At 36.4% G+C, this 19,786-nt stretch carries 20 protein-coding genes, 1 riboswitch and 1 other annotated feature; of the genes, 6 read left to right on the forward strand and 14 right to left on the reverse strand.

Going from position 1 to position 19,786, the window contains the following annotated elements; genetic code table 11:
• Nucleotides 1-61 precede the first annotated feature (61 nt).
• Nucleotides 62-1,753: an arginine--tRNA ligase gene (gene argS, locus EZV73_RS22620; protein ID WP_240842723.1), complete on the reverse strand. Its 1,692-nt coding sequence runs from the start codon at nt 1,751-1,753 to the stop codon at nt 62-64.
• Between the two features lie 37 nt (nt 1,754-1,790).
• Nucleotides 1,791-1,994, reverse strand: a binding site (T-box leader).
• A gap of 120 nt (nt 1,995-2,114) precedes the next feature.
• On the opposite strand from argS, the gene EZV73_RS22625 reads away from it, so the two are divergent.
• Nucleotides 2,115-3,008, forward strand: coding sequence for a rhomboid family intramembrane serine protease (locus EZV73_RS22625; RefSeq protein ID WP_240842724.1), 894 nt, complete (start codon nt 2,115-2,117; stop codon nt 3,006-3,008).
• On the opposite strand, the gene EZV73_RS22630 is transcribed toward EZV73_RS22625, so the two are convergent.
• Entirely contained in the window at nt 3,009-3,815 is an 807-nt protein-coding gene (locus EZV73_RS22630; RefSeq protein WP_240842725.1) for an HAD-IIB family hydrolase, read from the reverse strand.
• A gap of 111 nt (nt 3,816-3,926) precedes the next feature.
• Between EZV73_RS22630 and EZV73_RS22635 the strand changes: the two genes are divergently transcribed.
• Nucleotides 3,927-4,172 carry a VOC family protein gene (locus tag EZV73_RS22635; protein WP_240842726.1) on the forward strand — a complete coding sequence of 82 codons (246 nt, stop codon included), beginning with the start codon at nt 3,927-3,929 and terminating at the stop codon, nt 4,170-4,172.
• A gap of 106 nt (nt 4,173-4,278) precedes the next feature.
• Here the strand turns inward: EZV73_RS22635 and glsA are convergent, their stop codons facing one another.
• The gene (gene glsA / locus EZV73_RS22640; RefSeq protein ID WP_240842727.1) at nt 4,279-5,196 is read right to left on the reverse strand and encodes a glutaminase A; all 918 of its coding nucleotides are present in this window, start codon (nt 5,194-5,196) and stop codon (nt 4,279-4,281) included.
• A gap of 57 nt (nt 5,197-5,253) precedes the next feature.
• A complete protein-coding gene (locus tag EZV73_RS22645; protein ID WP_240842728.1) occupies nt 5,254-6,564 on the reverse strand; it encodes a diguanylate cyclase in 1,311 nt (436 codons plus the stop codon).
• Nucleotides 6,565-6,731: 167 nt separating this feature from the next.
• Between EZV73_RS22645 and greA the strand changes: the two genes are divergently transcribed.
• Nucleotides 6,732-7,202, forward strand: a complete 471-nt coding sequence (gene greA / locus EZV73_RS22650; protein ID WP_240842729.1) for a transcription elongation factor GreA — start codon at nt 6,732-6,734, stop codon at nt 7,200-7,202.
• Between the two features lie 26 nt (nt 7,203-7,228).
• Here greA and EZV73_RS22655 read toward each other — a convergent pair whose 3' ends face one another.
• From EZV73_RS22655 to thiS, 5 genes are read right to left on the reverse strand one after another with little or no spacing between them, the layout of a single operon-like run.
• The gene (locus tag EZV73_RS22655; protein ID WP_240842730.1) at nt 7,229-7,762 is read right to left on the reverse strand and encodes a thiamine phosphate synthase; all 534 of its coding nucleotides are present in this window, start codon (nt 7,760-7,762) and stop codon (nt 7,229-7,231) included.
• Entirely contained in the window at nt 7,759-9,072 is a 1,314-nt protein-coding gene (thiC, locus tag EZV73_RS22660; protein WP_240842731.1) for a phosphomethylpyrimidine synthase ThiC, read from the reverse strand. Before thiC ends, EZV73_RS22655 begins: the two co-directional genes overlap by 4 nt.
• A gap of 9 nt (nt 9,073-9,081) precedes the next feature.
• Nucleotides 9,082-10,098, reverse strand: a complete 1,017-nt coding sequence (gene thiH, locus EZV73_RS22665) for a 2-iminoacetate synthase ThiH (RefSeq protein ID WP_240842732.1) — start codon at nt 10,096-10,098, stop codon at nt 9,082-9,084.
• Nucleotides 10,088-10,867 (reverse strand): thiazole synthase, encoded by a 780-nt coding sequence (locus tag EZV73_RS22670; protein ID WP_240842733.1) that lies wholly within the window; start codon nt 10,865-10,867, stop codon nt 10,088-10,090. The genes thiH and EZV73_RS22670 overlap by 11 nt, the downstream gene beginning before the upstream one ends.
• On the reverse strand, nt 10,867-11,058 hold the full coding sequence (gene thiS, locus EZV73_RS22675) for a sulfur carrier protein ThiS (protein WP_240842734.1): 192 nt from the start codon (nt 11,056-11,058) through the stop codon (nt 10,867-10,869). The genes EZV73_RS22670 and thiS overlap by 1 nt, the downstream gene beginning before the upstream one ends.
• A gap of 89 nt (nt 11,059-11,147) precedes the next feature.
• A riboswitch (TPP riboswitch) is annotated at nt 11,148-11,245 on the reverse strand.
• A 176-nt stretch (nt 11,246-11,421) separates the two neighbouring features.
• On the opposite strand from thiS, the gene EZV73_RS22680 reads away from it, so the two are divergent.
• Both EZV73_RS22680 and EZV73_RS22685 read left to right on the forward strand, forming a co-directional pair.
• Complete coding sequence (locus EZV73_RS22680) at nt 11,422-12,888, forward strand: hypothetical protein (RefSeq protein WP_240842735.1); 1,467 nt, start codon at nt 11,422-11,424, stop codon at nt 12,886-12,888.
• A gap of 6 nt (nt 12,889-12,894) precedes the next feature.
• Entirely contained in the window at nt 12,895-13,602 is a 708-nt protein-coding gene (locus EZV73_RS22685; RefSeq protein ID WP_240842736.1) for a LytTR family DNA-binding domain-containing protein, read from the forward strand.
• Between the two features lie 20 nt (nt 13,603-13,622).
• Here EZV73_RS22685 and EZV73_RS22690 read toward each other — a convergent pair whose 3' ends face one another.
• Entirely contained in the window at nt 13,623-14,858 is a 1,236-nt protein-coding gene (locus tag EZV73_RS22690; RefSeq protein ID WP_240842737.1) for an aminopeptidase P N-terminal domain-containing protein, read from the reverse strand.
• 129 nt (nt 14,859-14,987) lie between these two features.
• Between EZV73_RS22690 and EZV73_RS22695 the strand changes: the two genes are divergently transcribed.
• Nucleotides 14,988-15,548, forward strand: a complete 561-nt coding sequence (locus tag EZV73_RS22695) for a helix-turn-helix domain-containing protein (RefSeq protein WP_240842738.1) — start codon at nt 14,988-14,990, stop codon at nt 15,546-15,548.
• Here EZV73_RS22695 and EZV73_RS22700 read toward each other — a convergent pair.
• From EZV73_RS22700 to EZV73_RS22715, 4 genes are all read right to left on the reverse strand, one after another.
• Complete coding sequence (locus tag EZV73_RS22700; RefSeq protein WP_240842739.1) at nt 15,517-16,824, reverse strand: HD-GYP domain-containing protein; 1,308 nt, start codon at nt 16,822-16,824, stop codon at nt 15,517-15,519. The two genes, EZV73_RS22695 and EZV73_RS22700, sit on opposite strands and share 32 nt — an antisense overlap.
• 69 nt (nt 16,825-16,893) lie before the next feature.
• Nucleotides 16,894-17,793, reverse strand: a complete 900-nt coding sequence (locus tag EZV73_RS22705) for a chemotaxis protein (protein WP_240842740.1) — start codon at nt 17,791-17,793, stop codon at nt 16,894-16,896.
• Nucleotides 17,794-17,918: 125 nt separating this feature from the next.
• Nucleotides 17,919-19,106 carry a glycine C-acetyltransferase gene (locus EZV73_RS22710; RefSeq protein ID WP_240842741.1) on the reverse strand — a complete coding sequence of 396 codons (1,188 nt, stop codon included), beginning with the start codon at nt 19,104-19,106 and terminating at the stop codon, nt 17,919-17,921.
• A gap of 96 nt (nt 19,107-19,202) precedes the next feature.
• Nucleotides 19,203-19,757 (reverse strand): helix-turn-helix domain-containing protein, encoded by a 555-nt coding sequence (locus EZV73_RS22715; RefSeq protein WP_240842742.1) that lies wholly within the window; start codon nt 19,755-19,757, stop codon nt 19,203-19,205.
• Nucleotides 19,758-19,786 lie beyond the last annotated feature (29 nt).

Here is a 19,786-nt window from a genome sequence, read left to right on the forward strand (position 1 = left end):
CTTTAAAAACTTGTTTTTATTCACCAAAATAAAAGCCCACTCCTTAGAGCAGGCCCTATTATTATAATTGTTCTGGTGCTTGGATTGTAATCAAGTGAAGTGCATTCTTGATTGTAATCTTTACAGCTTTTACAAGTGCTAATCTAGCAGCTTGAACATCTTCTGACTGATCAGAAATTCTGTTAGCATTGTAGAAAGTATTAAATGCTTGAGCAAGACTTGTTACGTAACGTGTTACAATCGAAGGCTCATATTTTCTAGCAGCATCTACAACTATCTCTTCAAACTTAGATAAGTGACGGATAACTTCCATAGAAGCATCATCATTTAAGATTGAATAATCTACAGAAACATCTGTTACATCAATGTTTCTTAGTAGGCTACAAGCACGTGCATGAGCATACTGTACGTATGGTCCAGACTCACCTTCTGCTGAAAGCATCTTTTCCCATGAGAATACATAGTCTTTGATTCTGTTATGGAATAACTCTTGGAACACAACAGCGCCGATACCAACTTGCTTAGCAACTTCTTCTTTGTTCTCAAGGCCAGGATTCTTTTCTTCAATAACTTCTAAGATACTGTCTTTAGCCTTTAGAAGTACATCTTCTAACTTAACAACACGGCCTTTACGCGTTGACATCTTACCATCTTCCATTGATACGATACCAAACATAACATGTTCACAATCATCCGCCCAGTCATAGCCCATCAGCTTGACAATTTGCATCCACTGCTTAAAGTGTAACTGCTGAGGCGCACCAACAACATAGATGTTCTTATAGAAGTCATATGTCTTTTTACGGTATACAGCTGCAGCGATATCACGTGTTACATATAAACTTGAACCATCTCTCTTTGTAATCAAAGATGGCGGCATACCATACTCTTCTAAGTCTACAATCTCAGCGCCATCATCCTTTTTAACAATCTTCTTCTCACGAAGTTCTTCTAAGATTGCTGGCATCTTGTCTGAGTAGAAAGACTCACCTGCAAATGAATCAAACTCACAATCCAGTAGATCGTATACTCTGTTAAACTCTACCATAGAGAAGTCTTTCATCCACTGCCATAACTCAGTCGCTTCTGGGTCACCATTTTCTAGTTTTGTAAACCATTCACGTGCTTCATCATCTAATGAAGGATCATTTTCTGCTTCATCATGAAACTTAACGTATAGCTTTACAAGCTCATCAACTGGGTTCTTCTCAACAATCGCCTTATCGCCCCACTTCTTGTAAGCCACAATCATTTTACCAAACTGTGTACCATAGTCACCTAAGTGGTTGATTCTTACCACATCGTAGTTAAGTGCATCGTAGATTCTCGCAAGCGAGTTACCAATCATTGCTGATCTGATATGACCGATATGCATGATCTTGGCAATGTTAACAGATGAATACTCAACAATCACCTTCTTATTATCACCTAAGTTTTGTTTACCGTAGTCATCACCTAAAACAATAACTTTTTCTACAACTTGCTTGGCATAAGCCGACTTGTTGATTGTAAAGTTGATGTAAGCTGCTACTGACTCAATTTTTTCAAAAGCATCACTTTCCAGTTTTTCTGCAATTTCTGCAGCAATCATATTCGGTGCTTTTCTAAAGACTTTTGCAAGTTTAAAACATGGGAATGCATAATCACCCATACTTGCATTTTTCGGTACTTCAATTGCCTCTAGTATCTCTTCACTTGTCAAATCTTCAATTTGAGATGATAACAAAGATACAACTTCTTGTTTAAAATCCATATTTACCTCCAAAAACATAAAAAACGCCTCTTAATCCATAAGAGACGAAATAATCCGCGGTGCCACTCTAATTAGTACAAAGTACTCACTTGAATCCTGATAATGGTGGATGACCATCCGGTTTACTCATTTCAACCAGAACCTCCTAGTTACGTTTCACGGTTCTTCTAACGTTTGGCTTCCACCCTCCCAAACTCTCTATAGTCTCAGAATTCGCTACTTTTCTAATCATTGGCTTCAATTTAATTTATCACATCATATCATATTAGTTTTTCAAAATCAACTTTTTTGACTTAAAAAAGTCTAAAAGCCCTATACATAGACCAAATAACCTTTTAAACTAGTAAAAAAAGGAGGCACCATGTCAGAAAACATCAACGATTATGTCATCATAGACCAAGAACCACCCAGTCTTATAGATAAATTAAAAAGCATTCCCATGACCTATTATATTGCAGGTGCAAATATCTTTGTCTTTATCATGATTCATCTAACCAATTTTTTTATTGGAGACAATTGGCTATTGATGCAACTTTGGAAATCAACTCCAGATATCGCCCTCAATGGTCAATCCTATAGACTCTTAACCGCTGTCTTTACCCATAATGAGCTTATGCATATATTGGGTAATTGTATGGGACTCATCATCCTTGGTAGGCCTATCGAGCAGATATTTGGCAAATGGAAACTATTGATTATTTTCTTGGTATCAGGTTTATTCGGTTCACTGGCAAGTTTCATCTTTAGTCCAGCTTATGCAATTGGTGCTTCAGGTGGTGTATTCGGCTTATTTGGCGTCCACTTTTACTTGCTGATGATCAACAAGAAAGTCTATTTAAAGGTGTTTGGTAATGAAATCTTTAAGCTTTTACTTCTAAATGTCTTAATTGGTTTTACCGTATCCGGTATCGACTACTACGGCCACTTCGGTGGTATCTTTGGTGGCTTTTTAGCCACATTGGCATTGGGCTTAAATCATAAGATAAAGTTTAACAAACGATTTTTCGCAGTTTCTATAGCAATGCTAGTGATTTTCTTCGGAAGTTTCTCTTATGTAAAAAGCAATTATGTCAACTTTATAAACGACTTTGAAACTAATATGAATCAGTTCAATACCGCTGCTAATGCTAACGACCTCCATGCCTTAAAAGAGGCTCGTGACAATTACAAGCAAAGTATTCCTCATTTACCGCCAATCCCTAATACAGATTATGTATTGGAGCAATTAGACCAAATCATAAAAAAAGCTGAGTAATCAGCTTTTTTCCATTTCTATAATCTTATTGATGACACTGGTCTGGTCATGACTACCAATGACCTGGTCTGCAAGTTCTTTTAGTTCATCTACTGCATTTTCTACAGCTATACCTATATCTGCATACTTAAACATTTCTATATCATTGGTGTTATCACCAAATACAACGATTCGGTCCACATGAACATAGTCTCTCAGGTGGTCAATCCCCCTTGCTTTGGTCGCCTCACTCGAATGTACACTCAGCCAGTAATAAGGTTTGTAGTACATATCTTCCCAGGCATCGACAATAATATCGTCATAAACACTCAGTCTCTTTTCTAAATTCAATATATGAGTCTTGTCACCTATGACAGTATAAGACATAACATCATAATTAAGTGGCAAATCCTTAAGAAGATCAATTTCAATCCCATGACTGTTCTCTCTATCTTTTACAAATACCTTTGCACCTTCAGATAAGTTACCCATATGATAAAGATAAGCCTGGCCTTCTTTATGAAGAGATACCAAAGCGCCCTCCTCTTTTAGAATATCAAATATTGAATCATTCATAATGGGATATATCTTTATGTGTTTACCTGACGCAAAATCTGATAAAAAAGCTCCGTTAAAAGATATGATGGGCAAGGTAAGCTTTAAGCCATCTAAAATCATTCTAATAGATTCTACACTTCTGGCTGAGGCAACTGTAAAATGAGTGCCCGAATCTATAAGTTCATTTAACTTTGCCTTGTCTTGATCTGATAACTTGCCATCTTTATCTAAAAGTGTACCATCTAAATCACTTACATATAACGTTCTCAATTTGACCTCCATTTTGTAGGTTTTTAACGAAAAACTTAACATTGTATAAAATAAAGCCACTTGATGTTTAAAGCCACAAACATCGGGCATAAATTCACCGAGGATGGTGAGATGATGAGAGATATCGTGTTTTACAGAAAAATTTTTGGTAATGAGTTCAAGTTCCCGCTTGTAGAAGATACCAAAGATGTTGTGCGGATAATTGATGTTGAGCACATTATTGACTACGAGCAAAAAATTCTTAATTCTGGCGGTAACTTAACAGTACCGACAGTCCAGCTAAAGGATAGTCAAAGAATTGCCTACTTTAGCGATCCTGACGGATGTATCTTTGCATTGCTTGAAAACGACCATTAAGTGTCGTTTTTTTGATTGGTATGAAAACTTGTTTTCATAAGTAGCCAGCCACTTTATGTCAGAGTTTTCATTCCTGATTTAAGAAAAAACAACTCCTAGAAGTTGTTTAATAAATACTCATATCAAATTCTCTTGATAAATCCTCTAAAACTTTAACACCACCAATAGAGTTACCTTTTCTATCTAATGACGGGCCAAATACACCTATACCGTATCTTTTTGGAACAGTACAAATAATACCTCCGCCAACACCACTTTTGGCTGGTATACCTACCTTTACAGCAAACTCACCTGATTCATCATACATACCACAAGTTGCCATTATTGAGGAAACGATTTTAGCTTCTCGTTTTGGTACAATCTGTTCTTCTCTTATAGGATCATAACCACCATGAGACAGTACAAGACCAATCCTTGCTAAATCCTTAGCTGTTGCCTTAATGGCACACTGCATAAAGTAAAGGTCAAGAATATCTTCTACATTGCCTTCAATGTTGCCAATTGATTTTAAGAAATAAAGCATAGAACGGTTTCTATCACCCGTTACCTTTTCAGATAAAAAGATACTGTTGTCAACGCTGATGTTATCATTGTCGGCAAGTCTTCTAACAAACTCCAAGATACGCTCAATTTTCTCAATATTGTCTTTGCCCTTTATTAATGAAACAATAGAAATAGCACCTGCATTGATAAAAGGATTCAAAGGCTTTTGCTTGTCAAAAGTTTCTAAACGGATAATAGAATTAAAAGGGTCACCTGTTGGTTCCATACCCACTTTTGAAAAGACTTCTTCTTCACCGGAGTCAATTAAAGCCAAGAGTAAAACAAGTGGTTTTGAAACACTTTGAATGGTAAACTTGATCTGGCTTTCTCCAGCTTCATAATACTTTCCATCAGAATCATATACTGCAATACCTAAGTGATTAAGATTGGCATTCCCTAATGCTGGTATATAATCTGCTACTTGCCCCTGGTTTGTCAGAGGTCTGTGTTCTTCAATAATTTTCTTTAACATGTCTTTCATCTAAGTCACCTCTATTTTATACTTGCGACCTCAGTTTAAATAAAAGAAACCCATCTGTCAACAGGTTTCATAAGTATTCAGTGATTCTAGTGAATATTCTATTTTTCTTTTGCCACTATACTTGGCTTTATAAAGCAAGCAGTCGGCATCGTAGATCATCTGTTTTGCATTATCCTTTAAAGAAGCAACCCCTCCGCTAAGACTGGTTTTAACGTGGTCATCAAAGATTAGTTCCATCACATTTTCTTGTATTCTTTCAGCAATTTTGACACCCTCTTCTTGAGTCGTATCAGGTAAAATAATCAAGAATTCTTCACCACCATAACGGCCAACCAAATCATGTTCTCTTACAGAGTCTAGTAATACTCCAGAAACTCTTCTTAGAACCTCATCACCAAATTGATGACCATATTTGTCATTAATAAGCTTAAAGTCATCAATGTCTAACATAATAACAGATATAGGCCTACTATGACGTTTGGCCTGCATGACCATTTTTCCAAGCAGCTCTTGTATATGCCTGTGGTTATAAAGACCGGTTAGACCATCTTTGCTGGCTAGCTCTTGCAGGATCTTGGTCTTCATCACATTTTCTCTTTTTAAGATCAGGTTCTTACCAAAATTATAAAGCTTGGCCATAAAAACAGGCGCAATAACAGGTTTTGTTAAATAATCATTGGCCCCTATGGCCAGAACCTTGGCAATGGTTGTGTGTTTTTCTATGGATGAGATCCCTACAATAACAGCATGTTCATGTCTTTTTCTTATTTCATACATAACAATTTCACCATCAATGTCAGGTAAAATTAAATCAATCAAATAAATATCGTAAATTACTGAGCTATCTAAGAGGTCTTTTGGATGACTGAATGTGTCTACATTATAAACACCGTTTCTATCTAGTATATCTTTTAGGATTTTCAAATGAAGCCTATCATCATCTAATATGGCAATGGACAACTCTTTAAAACTTCTCTTATAGGTTTCTTCTTTGTCCATACGGTTTAGAAGGTCCATAAAATAATGCATGTCGTGATTGTCAAAGAAATTGGTGATGCCAAGATTAAAGTAGTCATACCTCTCGTCTAAAGACTCCGAATGAGTCATCAAGACTTTAGGTAAATTGGTCATCTCCATATAATGAATATCCTTAAGGATATCAGAAATCAAGTCATAACCTAATAGAGCATCAAATATGATCAAATGCTGAACGTCTGTGTTTAATGATTTTTTTATCAAGTCCTTTGATGTCGCTAGTGTGATGTTCAGATTTTTTTCTTCAGCAACTTGAATCAACTGGTCAAAGGCATCATAATCCCTTCCGACCAACAAAATATTTCTAATATTTGAAAATCCATTTTTACTCATAAGACACTCCCTCGAAGTCAATTATATAATAAAACTGAGTAAAATCGATAATTTTATTCAATATTTGAGAATTTCATAATTTCTTAGCAATCTTTTGTCAAAAAATACTAGCGCTTTGATACGTGTTATGATAAAATTTTGGTATTGTATAGAGGAGCTGATAGATTATGAAAAAAATCTTATTAACACAAGAAGCACTTGAGAAACTTAATCATGAGTTAGAAGAGCTGATTGTAAGACGTTCAGAGATAGCTGAGGAAATCAAAAAAGCGAGAAGTTTTGGTGATTTATCTGAGAACGCAGAGTACCATGCTGCTAGAGAAGCACAATCTCTAAACGAAACAGAAATTTTGAAAGTAAAAGGATTATTAGAAAACTACGAGTTAGTTGATACAGATGCTGTTGCTGAAGATGTCATTTCATTAAACTGCGAAGTTGAGTTTAAGTTCGATGGCGACGATGAAGTAGAAAAAGTAAGTGTCGTAACACGTGTTGATGCTGATCCTATGAACAATTTAATCTCAAATGAATCACCAATTGGTGAAGCATTAATCGGCCATAGAGCTGGAGATGTTGTAGATTGTCAAACACCAAATGGTGTAACAAAACTTGAAATTATGAGTGTTAAGCATTTCTAGAAAAGCTGTTCAAATGAACAGCTTTTTTAATACCCACTTATTTTGTAATTTCTAATGAGTTCAAAGGTATTGTCAGTTTCTAACCATTCTGACATGACACCGATATGGTCAATACCATCCAAAAGCTTAAGCTTATCTAGGGTAACGCCACCTAAGGCAATCATGCCTTCTTTCTTAAAAAACAGACCCTTTTCTTTTACACCTGGCTTGCACTTAGAAGGAAATATAGGACTGTAAAAAAAGAGTCCACCATTTATTTTCTTGTATTCTTCTTCCCCATGTATAGAAACAGTGAAAGAGTCATTCTTGTAATCATAAAAGCGGTTGTGCTTTTTTAGTTTAAGCTCATCGGCTATATGGTCCCTGTGGCATATAACCAAGTCTGTTTCAGTCCCTGTCATCATCTGAAGGGCTGACAAGGCAAAGTCTTTATAAGCCTTGTCAGACAGATCATTTTCTCTTAATAGAATGTAGTCGGCACCAGCAAGTGAAGCTTCTCTTATCTTGAGGAGTAATGCATTGTCTCCACAGGCCAGTCGATTTGTAAACAGAAAAATCATGCATCGTCTCTAAGAATGTTGACATCTTTTCCTGCAAGTACACGATTCATATTTCTCATAGAACACATCTTACCACACATGGTACATGTATCATCATGTTCAGGCTTTGATTCATGTCTGTATCTACTTGCTTTTATAGGATCCATAGCAAGTTCAAACATACCTTCCCAGTCCAGATTTTGTCTTGCCTGACTCATCTTATTGTCCCAGTCTCTAGCACCGTGAACACCTTTGGCAATATCTGCAGCATGGGCAGCAATTCTTGTTGCCACAATACCTTCTTTCATATCTTCCATAGTCGGTAATCTTAAGTGTTCTGCTGGCGTTACATAACATAAGAAGTCCGCACCAGATGATGCTGCAATGGCACCGCCGATAGCACTTGTAATATGGTCATAACCAGGGGCTACATCTGTTACGATTGGTCCTAAGACATAAAAAGGTGCCCCATGACAAAGTTTCTTTTCTAAAAGCATATTGGCTGCAATTTCATTAAGAGCCATATGGCCAGGACCTTCAATAATCACCTGTACATTCTTTTCCCAGGCTCTTAGAGTCAACTCACCCAGTGTCATCAACTCTTTGATCTGAGAAGCATCTGTCGAATCATGGATAGAACCTGGTCTCATGGCATCACCAAGTGATAAGGTAATATCATATTTTTGACAGATATCTAAAAGCTCATCATAATACTCATAAAAAGGATTTTCTTGGTCATTGAGCTTCATCCAAGCATACATAAGAGAACCACCTCTAGATACGATATGGTTCAGTCTAGGGTTTCTTTCAAACACCTTAGCTGCTTCTAGGTTCATACCAGCATGAATGGTCACAAAGTCGACACCATCGCGGCCATGCTTATCAACAACATCTAAAAATTCTTTTGCCTTAATATCCTTGAGTTCTTTGTTGTAAAATCCTAAGGCATCGTATACTGGCACAGTACCAATCATTGCAGAAGAGGTCTTAACAAGCGACTGTCTAAAGGCTTCTGTTTTTCCGAAAGAAGATAAATCCATAATAGCTTCAGCCTTCATTTCAATGGCCATTCTTACCTTTTCCATTTCAGGTTCAATGTCTGGACAATCTTTTGAAATCCCTAAGTTTACATTGATTTTCGTTCTTAAACCTTGACCTACACCCTCTGGATTTAAGTTTGTATGAAATTTATTGGCTGGAATAACAATTTGACCTTTTGCCATTTTCTCCATTAAAAGCTCTATTGATATATGTTCTTTTTTTGCAACAACTTCCATTTCTTTCGTAACAATGCCTTTTTTAGCGGCATCCATTTGTGTTGTATAGTTCATCATTTTCTCCTAACTTATGTTTAGCCAGTCTTTTAAGACTGGTTGATAGCCTAATACTTTTAAATCTTTCATCATTTCATCCACACTGCGTTCATCTGCTATGTCAAACTGAACATCAGAGGCAGCCTCATCACTATGGCCACCAACAGTCGTTTTTACACCAGCAGACATTTTACTGACAAATGGCAGCATGTGATTTCTAAAAGACTTTGATTCTCTTGTTGAAAGAGTTATGCCTATGGTCGGCAAATAGATCTTTAAGGCCAGTATGATCTGTACCAGCATACGGTCAGAGACTTCAACAGATTCAAAAGTCTGACCTTCAAAAGGCCTTATCCTCGGGACAGAAACACTGAAGGTTACTTCAGGATACCTGTCTTGCAAGTCCTTTACATGACAGGCCAGTTGATAAACCTCTTCAGTCAAATCATGTAAACCAAGTAAAGCACCAATATTGATATGAAACATGCCTGCCTCAGCGGCTCTTTCAGGAGCTAAAAACCTAAAGTCATAATCACTTTTTGGACCATAAGGATGCACCTGACTGTATCGCTTACGATCATAAACTTCTTGATATATGGTTAAAGAGTCCACGCCAGCTTGTATCATCCTTTCATAGTCCGTTTGACTTAGAGGATAGATCTCAATGGCAATACTTGAAAAAAACTTCTTTAAAACCTTAACCGCTGACAGGATATAGTCGACAGGCGTGTGCCTTTCACTCTCTCCAGTTAAAATCAGTATATGTCTAAGACCTGTCTCATAAATGGCCTTGGCCTCTGCTTCAACTTGATCCAAGCCCAGCTGGTGTCTTTTTATATCATTTTTAACATTGTAGCCGCAGTAGACACACTGATTGACACAATAATTGGCTAAATAAAGAGGTGTGTATAGTAGGATACTTTTGCCAAAGAACTTCATATGTTCCCTATAAGCCCTCTCTGCCATCTCCTCTAAGAAAACGTCATCTACAGGTGAAAGCAAAGCCCTTAAGTCTTCCTTGTCTATCACACGTTTATCTAACATGACTTGACCTCAAGAAACCTGTTAGTGGTGAAGAGGCATCCGCCAGTTTCTGCTTTCTGCCCAGTTTTGATAAATGAGCAATACGACCAGCCTGAACAGCGTAATTAAAAGCCTTGGCCATTTCAACCGGATCACCTGCAGTGGCAATGGCTGTATTAACCAGTACAGCGTCAGCCCCCATTTCCATTGCCTGGCTTGCATCAGACGGTTTACCAATACCAGCATCTACTATGACAGGAATAGAAATCTCATCTATTAGAATTTGAGTCAACTCCTTAGTACGAATCCCTCTATTGGTGCCAATCGGGGCACCTAGTGGCATGACAGCTGCTGCACCTGCATCCACAAGTTGTCTAGCCACATAAAGGTCTGGGTTCATATAAGGAAAAACATGAAAACCTTCTTTGGCCAGTATTTCTGTCGCCTTAATAGTCTCATAGTTATCAGGAAGAAGGTATTTCTGATCTGAAATAACTTCGATTTTCACCCAGTCACCACAGCCCATGGCTCTTGCCAGTCTTGCTATTCTTACTGCTTCTTCTGCATTTCTAGCACCAGATGTGTTCGGCAGTAAAATCGCATCTTTAGGTATATAATCTAAAATGTTTTCTTCCTTAGATTCTAGGTCTACCCTTCTTAAAGCCATGGTAATGACCTTTGTACCAGCTGATTCTATAACCTGAGGTATCATGGACTTACATGGAAACTTGCCCGTTCCAATAAACAGTCTTGAATCAAGAACCTTATTACCAATCTTAAACTTATCCATTAGCCACCTCCTACAAAAGAGACAATTTCAATCTTATCATCTTTTTTTAACATCATTTCATCATACAGTTTCTGCTGTACAATAACTTCATTGACCTCTACAACCAACATACTTGCATTGATCTGAAGTTTCTTAATCACATCAGATACAGTCATAGAATCATAATCATAATAAACTCCATTTATTATCATTTATTCCTCCTTTTGGAATGAACAAGGTAAAAAAATCAACTGTTGAAATGATGGTTTTATAAAAAAAACTCACCAAAATAGGCGAGTTCAGACATCAAATCAAACTTCCCTACGTTAGTACTAACTAAATCAGGTAATAAGGGTCAGGATTTCTCCTTCTCAGCCGACGGCTCCCCTAGTTCATATTATTTATTTACACTGTCATTATAGAGGACTTTATTTGCTTTGTAAAGGCCTTTCTATGATTCTATGACATGATGACAATGCTGGCTTATGACCTCATATAATTTTTACAAATTCTGATATAACATCCCCCTATGACTTTATGATATAATAAATCTATATATATGAATTGGAGAAAATATGACCATAAATTTAGACAAATATGATATCATTGATACCTTTGATGACAACCAATTTCAAACTGTTTTAATGGGTATCGACACCCTGACCATGGTGGATATTGTCATCATCAACAAGTTGAAATCAAGCATAGACCTTGACGATGATTTCTTTAGATTATACCAAGATATTTGCGACAATCTTATCTCCCTTGAAAGAGGTCAAGATGAAACTGTTATCATCAATAAATACAAGCAATCACAGCTTCTAAATGACTACTTGCATGAAGAAGATTTGTCATTTGAATCCAGAGTTTTATTGGCTAAATCTTTTTTGCTTCAAGCGGTCAACTATCAAGAGTTTACCAATGCCATTAAGATTATTTTGATCAACGAAGACCAGTTGACGGTAAGAAACAACCAGCTGCATTTTTCTAACTATCTATTTTTAAAGAAGTACCATAACCACGTTACAAACGGTGACGTCTTAAAGTCTATGGGCAAAACATTAGAGACCATTTTACAGCTTTATAAGGAACCCCTTACAGGTCAGACAAAGCCTTATCAATCCTTGATTTATAAGTTGATGAACACAGATTTAGACTATGACATCAGACAGCTTTACCAAAAGTTTGATGCAGTCTCAAAAGGACAAGAAGAAGTTGAGGAAGTTAAAGAAAAAATCAATGTTGAGGAGATTGTTTCTCTTACTAAAGAAGATATAAAGCTTGTTGAAGATACTGAGGCAATCATAATTAAAGAAGATACCATAGAAACCATCACCCTTGAAAATACTCAAGAAGTCGATGATAGTATTTTAGAAGTAGATGAGATTTTACCTCAGATAACTGATGAGGACATCATAGAAGAAGTAACCGAATCTATAACAGAAGTTGAAAAGGACTTTGTAGATGAGGTTGAAGAAGTTTTTTCAGATGAGCTTTCTGAAAAGAACTTTGAAGATATCACAGATGAGACGTCCGAAGACAAGTCTATAGACACTGCAGACAAGGTATTCGAAAACAAGTCTCAAAATACATTTGAAGATGTAGAAGCAAAAGAAATCCTAGATGATCTTACAAAGACTGATCATGAGATCGAAACAGAGATTATAGAAAACCATGATAAGTCAGATGATGAAGCGAAAGTGGTTACGGACAGTCTAGTAAAGGATGACGTTCTAGATGAGAAAACACCTCTATTTCAGAAAGAGCAGGTCATTCAAACTGAAAAAATGATGCCTGACGCTACAGAACCACTTAATCAAGAAGCACCTGCTTCTAAAGAAAACAAACATCATAGGATTGTCCTTGAAAATAAGGCAAAAGGTGATTCGATTCAAGAAATACTAGACAGAAACGATAGGCTACATAATACGTTAAGTGAAACAAGTAAAAAGAAAAGGTACTTCCCTACCTTCTTGTTGTTCTTTATCGTTTTAACGATTATTACCGTATTATTAATTCTTTATTCAAGTACATATGCGTAGGTTGAGATGAAAATAAAAACAATTACAGTAGATGATAACAAAGAAATTCTTACTTCACTAGAAAATCACTTAAAGCAAATCGACTACATTGATTTACTTTATTCAACGATGGACAGCGAAGACTTCTTAGAAGTTGTATTAGAAAGAAAACCTGATTTGGTTATTATGGACATTGATATGCCAAGACTAGACGGCATTGAACTGGGGAAAATACTTCGCCAGAAACTGCCTTATCTTGAGATTGTTTATGTAACATCTCATGGTGAGTACATGCGTGAAGCTTTTGAGGTTTATGCAAGCGACTTCTTAGAAAAGCCTTATGATATCAGTCGTCTTAAGACAACACTAGAACGTATTGCCAAGAAACTGAACATTTCAGAAGAGGTTTATGAAATCAAGGCTCAAAAGAACATTCGTCATATCAGGGTATCAGAGATCTTATGTATTGAAGCCTTCAAGAGAAAATCAATCATCTATACCGACCAGGAAACCATAGAAGCGGACCATGCTTTTAATGATCTGGTACAACTGTTTGATTCAAAGTACATCTACAAGAGTGCAAGGTCTTTTGCCATTAATCTTTTAAAGGTAGAATCTATTCAACCTTTTTCAAGAACATCACTGGAAGTGACTTTAAGAGGCAGTGATATAAAGCCTTTACTTTCTAAAAACAATTACGATGAATTTAGAGATTTAATCAAAGAAATCGGATAGCAAATGCTATCCGATTATTTTTATGCCATAAATTTTTCAATATCTTCAACTGATTTGATGATATCTTTAGAAAGGTTTTCGTAACCTGTTTCAGTAATTAAAATATCATCTTCAATTCTAATACCGATATTTTCTTCTGCAATGTATAAACCTGGTTCTACAGTAAAGATCATGCCCGGTGCAATCACAGCATCTCTAAAACCAATATCATGTACATCTAAGCCCATAAAGTGACTTACACCATGGTAGTAGTACTTAGAAATCTCTTTTTCTTCTTTGATTAAACCAATGTCCATTAAGCCCTTTGTTAAGACTTCTGTACACTTCTTGTTTAACTCAGAAAAAGCTAAACCTGGCTTCATCATCTTAATCACTTCTTCATTAGCCTTTAAAACAATGTTGTAGATCTCTTTTTGTCTATCTGTAAACTTACCATTAACAGGGTATGTTCTTGTGATGTCAGAAGCGTATTGCTTGTATTGAGCACCCAAGTCCATAAGGATTAAAGTATCCTCTTCCATGATGTTGTTGTTCTCAACATAGTGAAGAATGACTGCATTGCCACCAGAAGCTGCAATGGTATCAAATGCATTTGTATCTGCACCATTTTTTCTGATTGAGTACTGGAATTCTGCTTCAGCTGTATACTCATACTTACCCGGCTTAAGGTTTTTCATCACTTGCTCTAAACCGTTTTTAGTTAAGTTGATAGCCTTCTTGATTTCTTCGACTTCGAAATCAGATTTTATCATTCTTAGTTCACACATAAACTTATGAACATTCTTTAAAGTCATTTCAGGGAAGTTCTTTTTAAGGTCTTCTGCAAACTTCATTGCTGCAGTTGTTTCACCGTTAAATGACATTCTAGCTAAGTCTAAAAAGATACGGTCATACTTACTAGTATAAATCGTTCTAGTTAACCAGTTTTCAAAGCCGCTTAAATATTGAACATTCTCAATACCTGAAATCTCAGTTACCTGGTCTTTAGTTAGTTTACGTCCAACCCACTTCTCGATGTCATAATCAGGTTTTTCAACGAAAATAACTGTTTCTGTCTTGTCTTCAAGCTTCATCAGTACCAAGATAAACGACTCTCTTGTTGTACCTGTTAAATAATAAAAGTTCTTGTCTGGTCTAAATTTGTAATGGCTGTCTGCTGTAGATTGAGGTGATGTACCTGCAAAGAAAACTGCCATATCACCAACAGACATCTTGTCTAATAAGTTTTCACGGTTCTTTGAAAAAAATTCTCTCATTTTAAGTTTCCCCCTTTTTTATTCCATTTCAGCATACCATACAAAATACAAAAAATAAATTATTATTTAGATATCCTAAATTATAATACCGCTGGAATTTATGCTATAATGAGTGCGAAAGGAATTTATATGAACGATATCAATATAGGTAAAAAAATAGCAGACATTAGAAAATCAAAAAACATGACCATCAAAGAGTTGTCAGAGAGGGCCAATGTAACCGCTTCTATGCTGAGTCAATTGGAACGCGGACTTGCCAATCCTTCCATCAACACCCTGAAGACCATTGCTCAAGCACTGGAAATTCAACTCTTTACGTTTTTTATAGAAGATGAGGTAAAAGACAATCTGGTTGTTAAACCACAAGACAGAAAACAGATGATTCTGCCTTCTGAAGGTCAGGAACTGATAACCTATGAGTTGTTGTCTCCTGATTTAAAAGGTGATGTCGAACTGGCCATCATGACACTGACACCAAAGAGTCATACCTCTAAAGATAACTTCAAACACACAGGCGAAGAAGTTGCCTATGTATCTAAGGGTAAAGTTCATCTGTTTTTAAACGAAACAGAACTTGAGTTAGACGAGGGTGATAGCGTAAAAATACCACCCAACATGCTGCACAGGTGGTATAATCCTTATAGTCAAGAGGCCATTGTTATTTTTGCAGTTTCGCCTCCATCGTTTTAGTTCTAAGAAGATCGGTCAATTCGCTGATCTTTTTTATATTGTCATTATAAGCTTCATAAGTCACCTTTTGAACCTCGAACCTTCTTTCATCAAGAAACTGCATGTTCTCTTTAAGGACTTGTAATACATAAGATCCATCTAAATGGGAAAGCTCCTTGTTTAGAAACTCCATTATATTCTCTTTGGTCAACCCCTCCCTATAAGGCCTGTTTTCACTTAGGGCCGTAAATACATCGGCTATATTCAATACTTCCATTTCAAGAGATATCTCCCCCTGCTTTAGGTGGAAAGGATAACCTGACCCATCTTTCTTTTCATGGTGCATGGACGCCCAGTTGCAAATTTCTTCTAACCCTTTTATGTTAGAAAGTATCTGGTGGGTAAAATAGGCATGAGACTTCATGATCTGATATTCACTGTCAGTCAGCTTGGTTTCCTTTTCTACAATTTCATTTGGAATGGCAATCTTGCCTAAATCATGTAAAAGACCTGCTATTCTGACTTTTTCGCAAGAGGCTTCATCAATCTTACAGAGTTTGCAGAGTTCATAGGCAACCTCACCTACCGCCTTAGAATGACTGGCTGTATAAGGACTCCTTGAATCCACAATATTTGAAAAGAGACCTGCAATCCTTTCTAAGGTATTGTAGTCAACATGGACATCCTCTTTAGATTCAAAAACTTCATGCAATAGGTCTTCAAACTTGATGCTTTCAATCTTTAACCAGAAGACTTCTTTTTCAGATAGACTGTTAAAGGCATCTACACATTCAGACTCAAAAACATGGCCTTCCCTCTTGTTTATTTCATTAACGATGTTCTCTTTTTGTAGAAAGTAAGATACTTCAGGATCCAGTAAAATATCTATCCGGTCTGCCAGATGTATCACAAACGATTCTATAGGGACTGGTTTGCCTAAGAAAGTCTCTCCTTGACCAAAATGCCATGACCTATGATGGTGTAAGACAATATTGGATATTTCCTCAAAAAAATCAAACTCAGATAAGAGCATGGCCCCTCTGATGGCATGAGGATGGGGATTTTCTATATCAAGATGAACCAGTTCATCTCTTTCTTTTACATATAGCGCACCTGCATCATGTAAAGATGCTGCTAAAACAGCCCTTCTTCTTGTTGCTTCATCTAGCTTCATTTCCTGACACAAGGCGTTGGTAATAATAGCCACTCTCTTATGGTGGTTTTTTAGTAAAAAGTTAACCAAGTCAATTGCTTCGACCATTGCAAATACAATGCCTTTTAAAGATAATTCCTTCATAATAGCCTCCCTTAAGCTACTAGTACCCAAAACCATCAAAAAAAACCAAAAGGCGTTCAATTTGAACGCCTATCCTTCTAACAATTCATCTACGATTTTTACCAACTGATCAATCTGTGGTTTACTCATCTGAGCATCCGCTCCAACAGACTCTCCTTTATGTCTTAACTCATCTGTAATCAGTGATGAGAAGATAACGACTGGCAAGTCTTGTAGTACCGAATGTTCCTTGAGTCTTCTTGTCAATGTATGACCATCCAATTGTGGCATCTCGATGTCTGTAATCAACAAGTCAATGTGGTTTTTAAAATCAGGACCGTATTCATTATAAAGATCCATGATATAATTGTATGTTTCTAAACCGTCATTAAAGAATCTGATATTACCAAAACCAGCTTTTGATAAAGTCTTTTGAATGACATCACGAATCATAGGTGAATCATCTGCAGATACCACCTTATACTTTGTACGGTCTTTAAAGGCTACATTTTCAACACGTTCTAAGTTGATGCCTGATTGAGGACTGATGTCCATAACAATCTTCTCAAAGTCTAAAAGCATAACAATTTCATCCTTGTAGTTGATGTTACCAATAACCAATGATGTATTGGTAATGTCATTAGGCTTTTGAATGTCTGCCCAAGTAATTCTTGATATACCCAGTACCTCTTCTATAGCAAATGCTACTTTTAACTGATTGAACTCACATACCAAGGTCATGGCCTTTGCTATATCTGCGTTCTTTCTGCCTTCTAAAACTTGTAACATATCTATAACTGTTATTACTTCACCACGGATTAATGACACACCAGGAACTGCAACATCAGCATTTGGTACTTTTGCAATATTATCAATATGTAGAAGCTCACTTACTTTTACAACATTGATTGCATATGTTTCACCTGCTACCTTAAATCGAAGTATTTCGACCTCGTTTGTACCACTCTCCAATAAAATATTAGTTTCCATACTATTTCCTCCTACGCAGTTCATATCATTACTATATTGGTATATACCCGAACTTTGCTCTTACTATCAACTAATTTCAATTATACACATAATTTAAACTAAAAAAAAGTTGGCTGAGCCAACTTTTAGATAATTCCCATTTCTTTACCAACTTTTTCAAAGACATCTACTGCTTTTGAAAGTTGCTCTTCACTGTGTCCTGCAGTTACCATACAACGTACTCTACCAGTGCCTTTTGGAACTGTTGGGAATACAATTGCAGAAACATAAACACCGTTTTCTAGAAGTTTTCTAGAGAACTCCATAGACTTAGCTTCGTCACCAATGATTACCGGCGTAATAGGTGTTTCACTTTCACCTGTATTGAAACCAAGCTTGCCTAATTTCTCTTTGAAGAACTTAGCGTTTGACCATAATCTATCTGTATACTCTGAAGTAGACATTAATAATTTTAATGCTTCCATGATTGGCATAACAGCTGCTGGAGGTAATGCTGTAGAGAATAAGATTGGTCTACCTCTATGGCTTAACCACTCCTTCATAACTTGCTTACCAGCACAGTAACCACCAATAACACCAATACCTTTTGATAATGTACCAATACAGAAGTCAACTCTACCGTGTAAACCGAAGTGGTCAACTGTACCTCTACCACACTCACCTAATACACCAGAACCATGGGCATCATCTACGTATGTAAGGGCTTCAAACTCTTCTGCTAATTCTACGATTTCTGGTAATTTAGCTAAGTCACCGTCCATAGAGAATACACCATCTGTAATGATTAAAACATTGTTGTAGTCTTTTCTTTTTTCTTCTAATACTCTTCTTAAGTCAGCCATGTCGCTGTGCTTAAAGATAGCCTTATCAGCTTTTGATAACTTAACACCATCAATAATAGATGCATGGTTTAACTCATCAGAGATGATTAAGTCACCCTTACCTGTAATTGCTTGGATAACACCAGCATTACAGTTAAAGCCAGATTGGAATACCATAGCAGCTTCTTCTCTCTTGAACTCAGCTAAAAGAACTTCAAGCTCCTCATGAATGTCCATGTTACCAACAATAGTTCTAACAGCACCTGCACCAACACCGTATTTTTCAACAGCCTTAACAGCAGCTTCCTTTAATTTAGGATGATTAGCAAATCCTAAGTAGTTGTTTGACGAAAGGTTGATAACAGACTTACCATTTAAAATGATTTCTGCACCATTTTCACCTTCTAAGACAGGTAATTGTCTGTAAACGCCTTGGTCTTTTAGATCTTGAATATTGTCTTGTAAATACTTTAAATCATGAATGTTACTCATAAAGAACTCCTTTCACTTTATATCATTTTTATTATAGTCAAAATTACAAACTCATTGTACTATAAATCGGTAACTTGTTCAATATATCGAACAAATTTATTCGTTATAATATAAAAGAATTACACCTTTGGCCATTTGATCACCTAGATTTTCATATCGATGTTCCTTTTCAGCTGTAAAATTCACCGCATCTCCAGCTTCTAGAATGATGGTCTCCATTCCTATAGTTACCTTAATCTTACCTTCTGTAACCAGAAAATATTCTTCTACCCCTTTTACATGGGCTTCTGAGTAATGCTCAGAACTTGACTCCAATTCAACAGAGTACATTTCAAATTTTTTATCAGCATTGTAAGGGAAATAGGGATAAAGTGCATAACCTTCATCATCCTGTCTGATGATCTGAATATCCTCTTTCTTGATGGTTTTAAAGGTTTCTATGTCTTCATTTAATAGTGATGTAAAAGAAACCCTCAAACCATTGGCGATCTTCCAGATGGTACCTACAGAGGGATTTGTCTCACCCTTTTCAATCTGAGACAGCATACTTTTACTGACCTGTACTATTTCTGAGAGTTTACCAATAGAGTAACCTCTTTCTTCACGCAATTTCTTTAAGTTTAACCCAATTAATTCATTAACTTCTTTCATAAATAAACACCTCAACTAAGTCTATCATA

It is taken from the genome of Acidaminobacter sp. JC074 (genome assembly GCF_022496765.1).
Classification (GTDB): domain Bacteria; phylum Bacillota; class Clostridia; order Peptostreptococcales; family Acidaminobacteraceae; genus JABXKX01.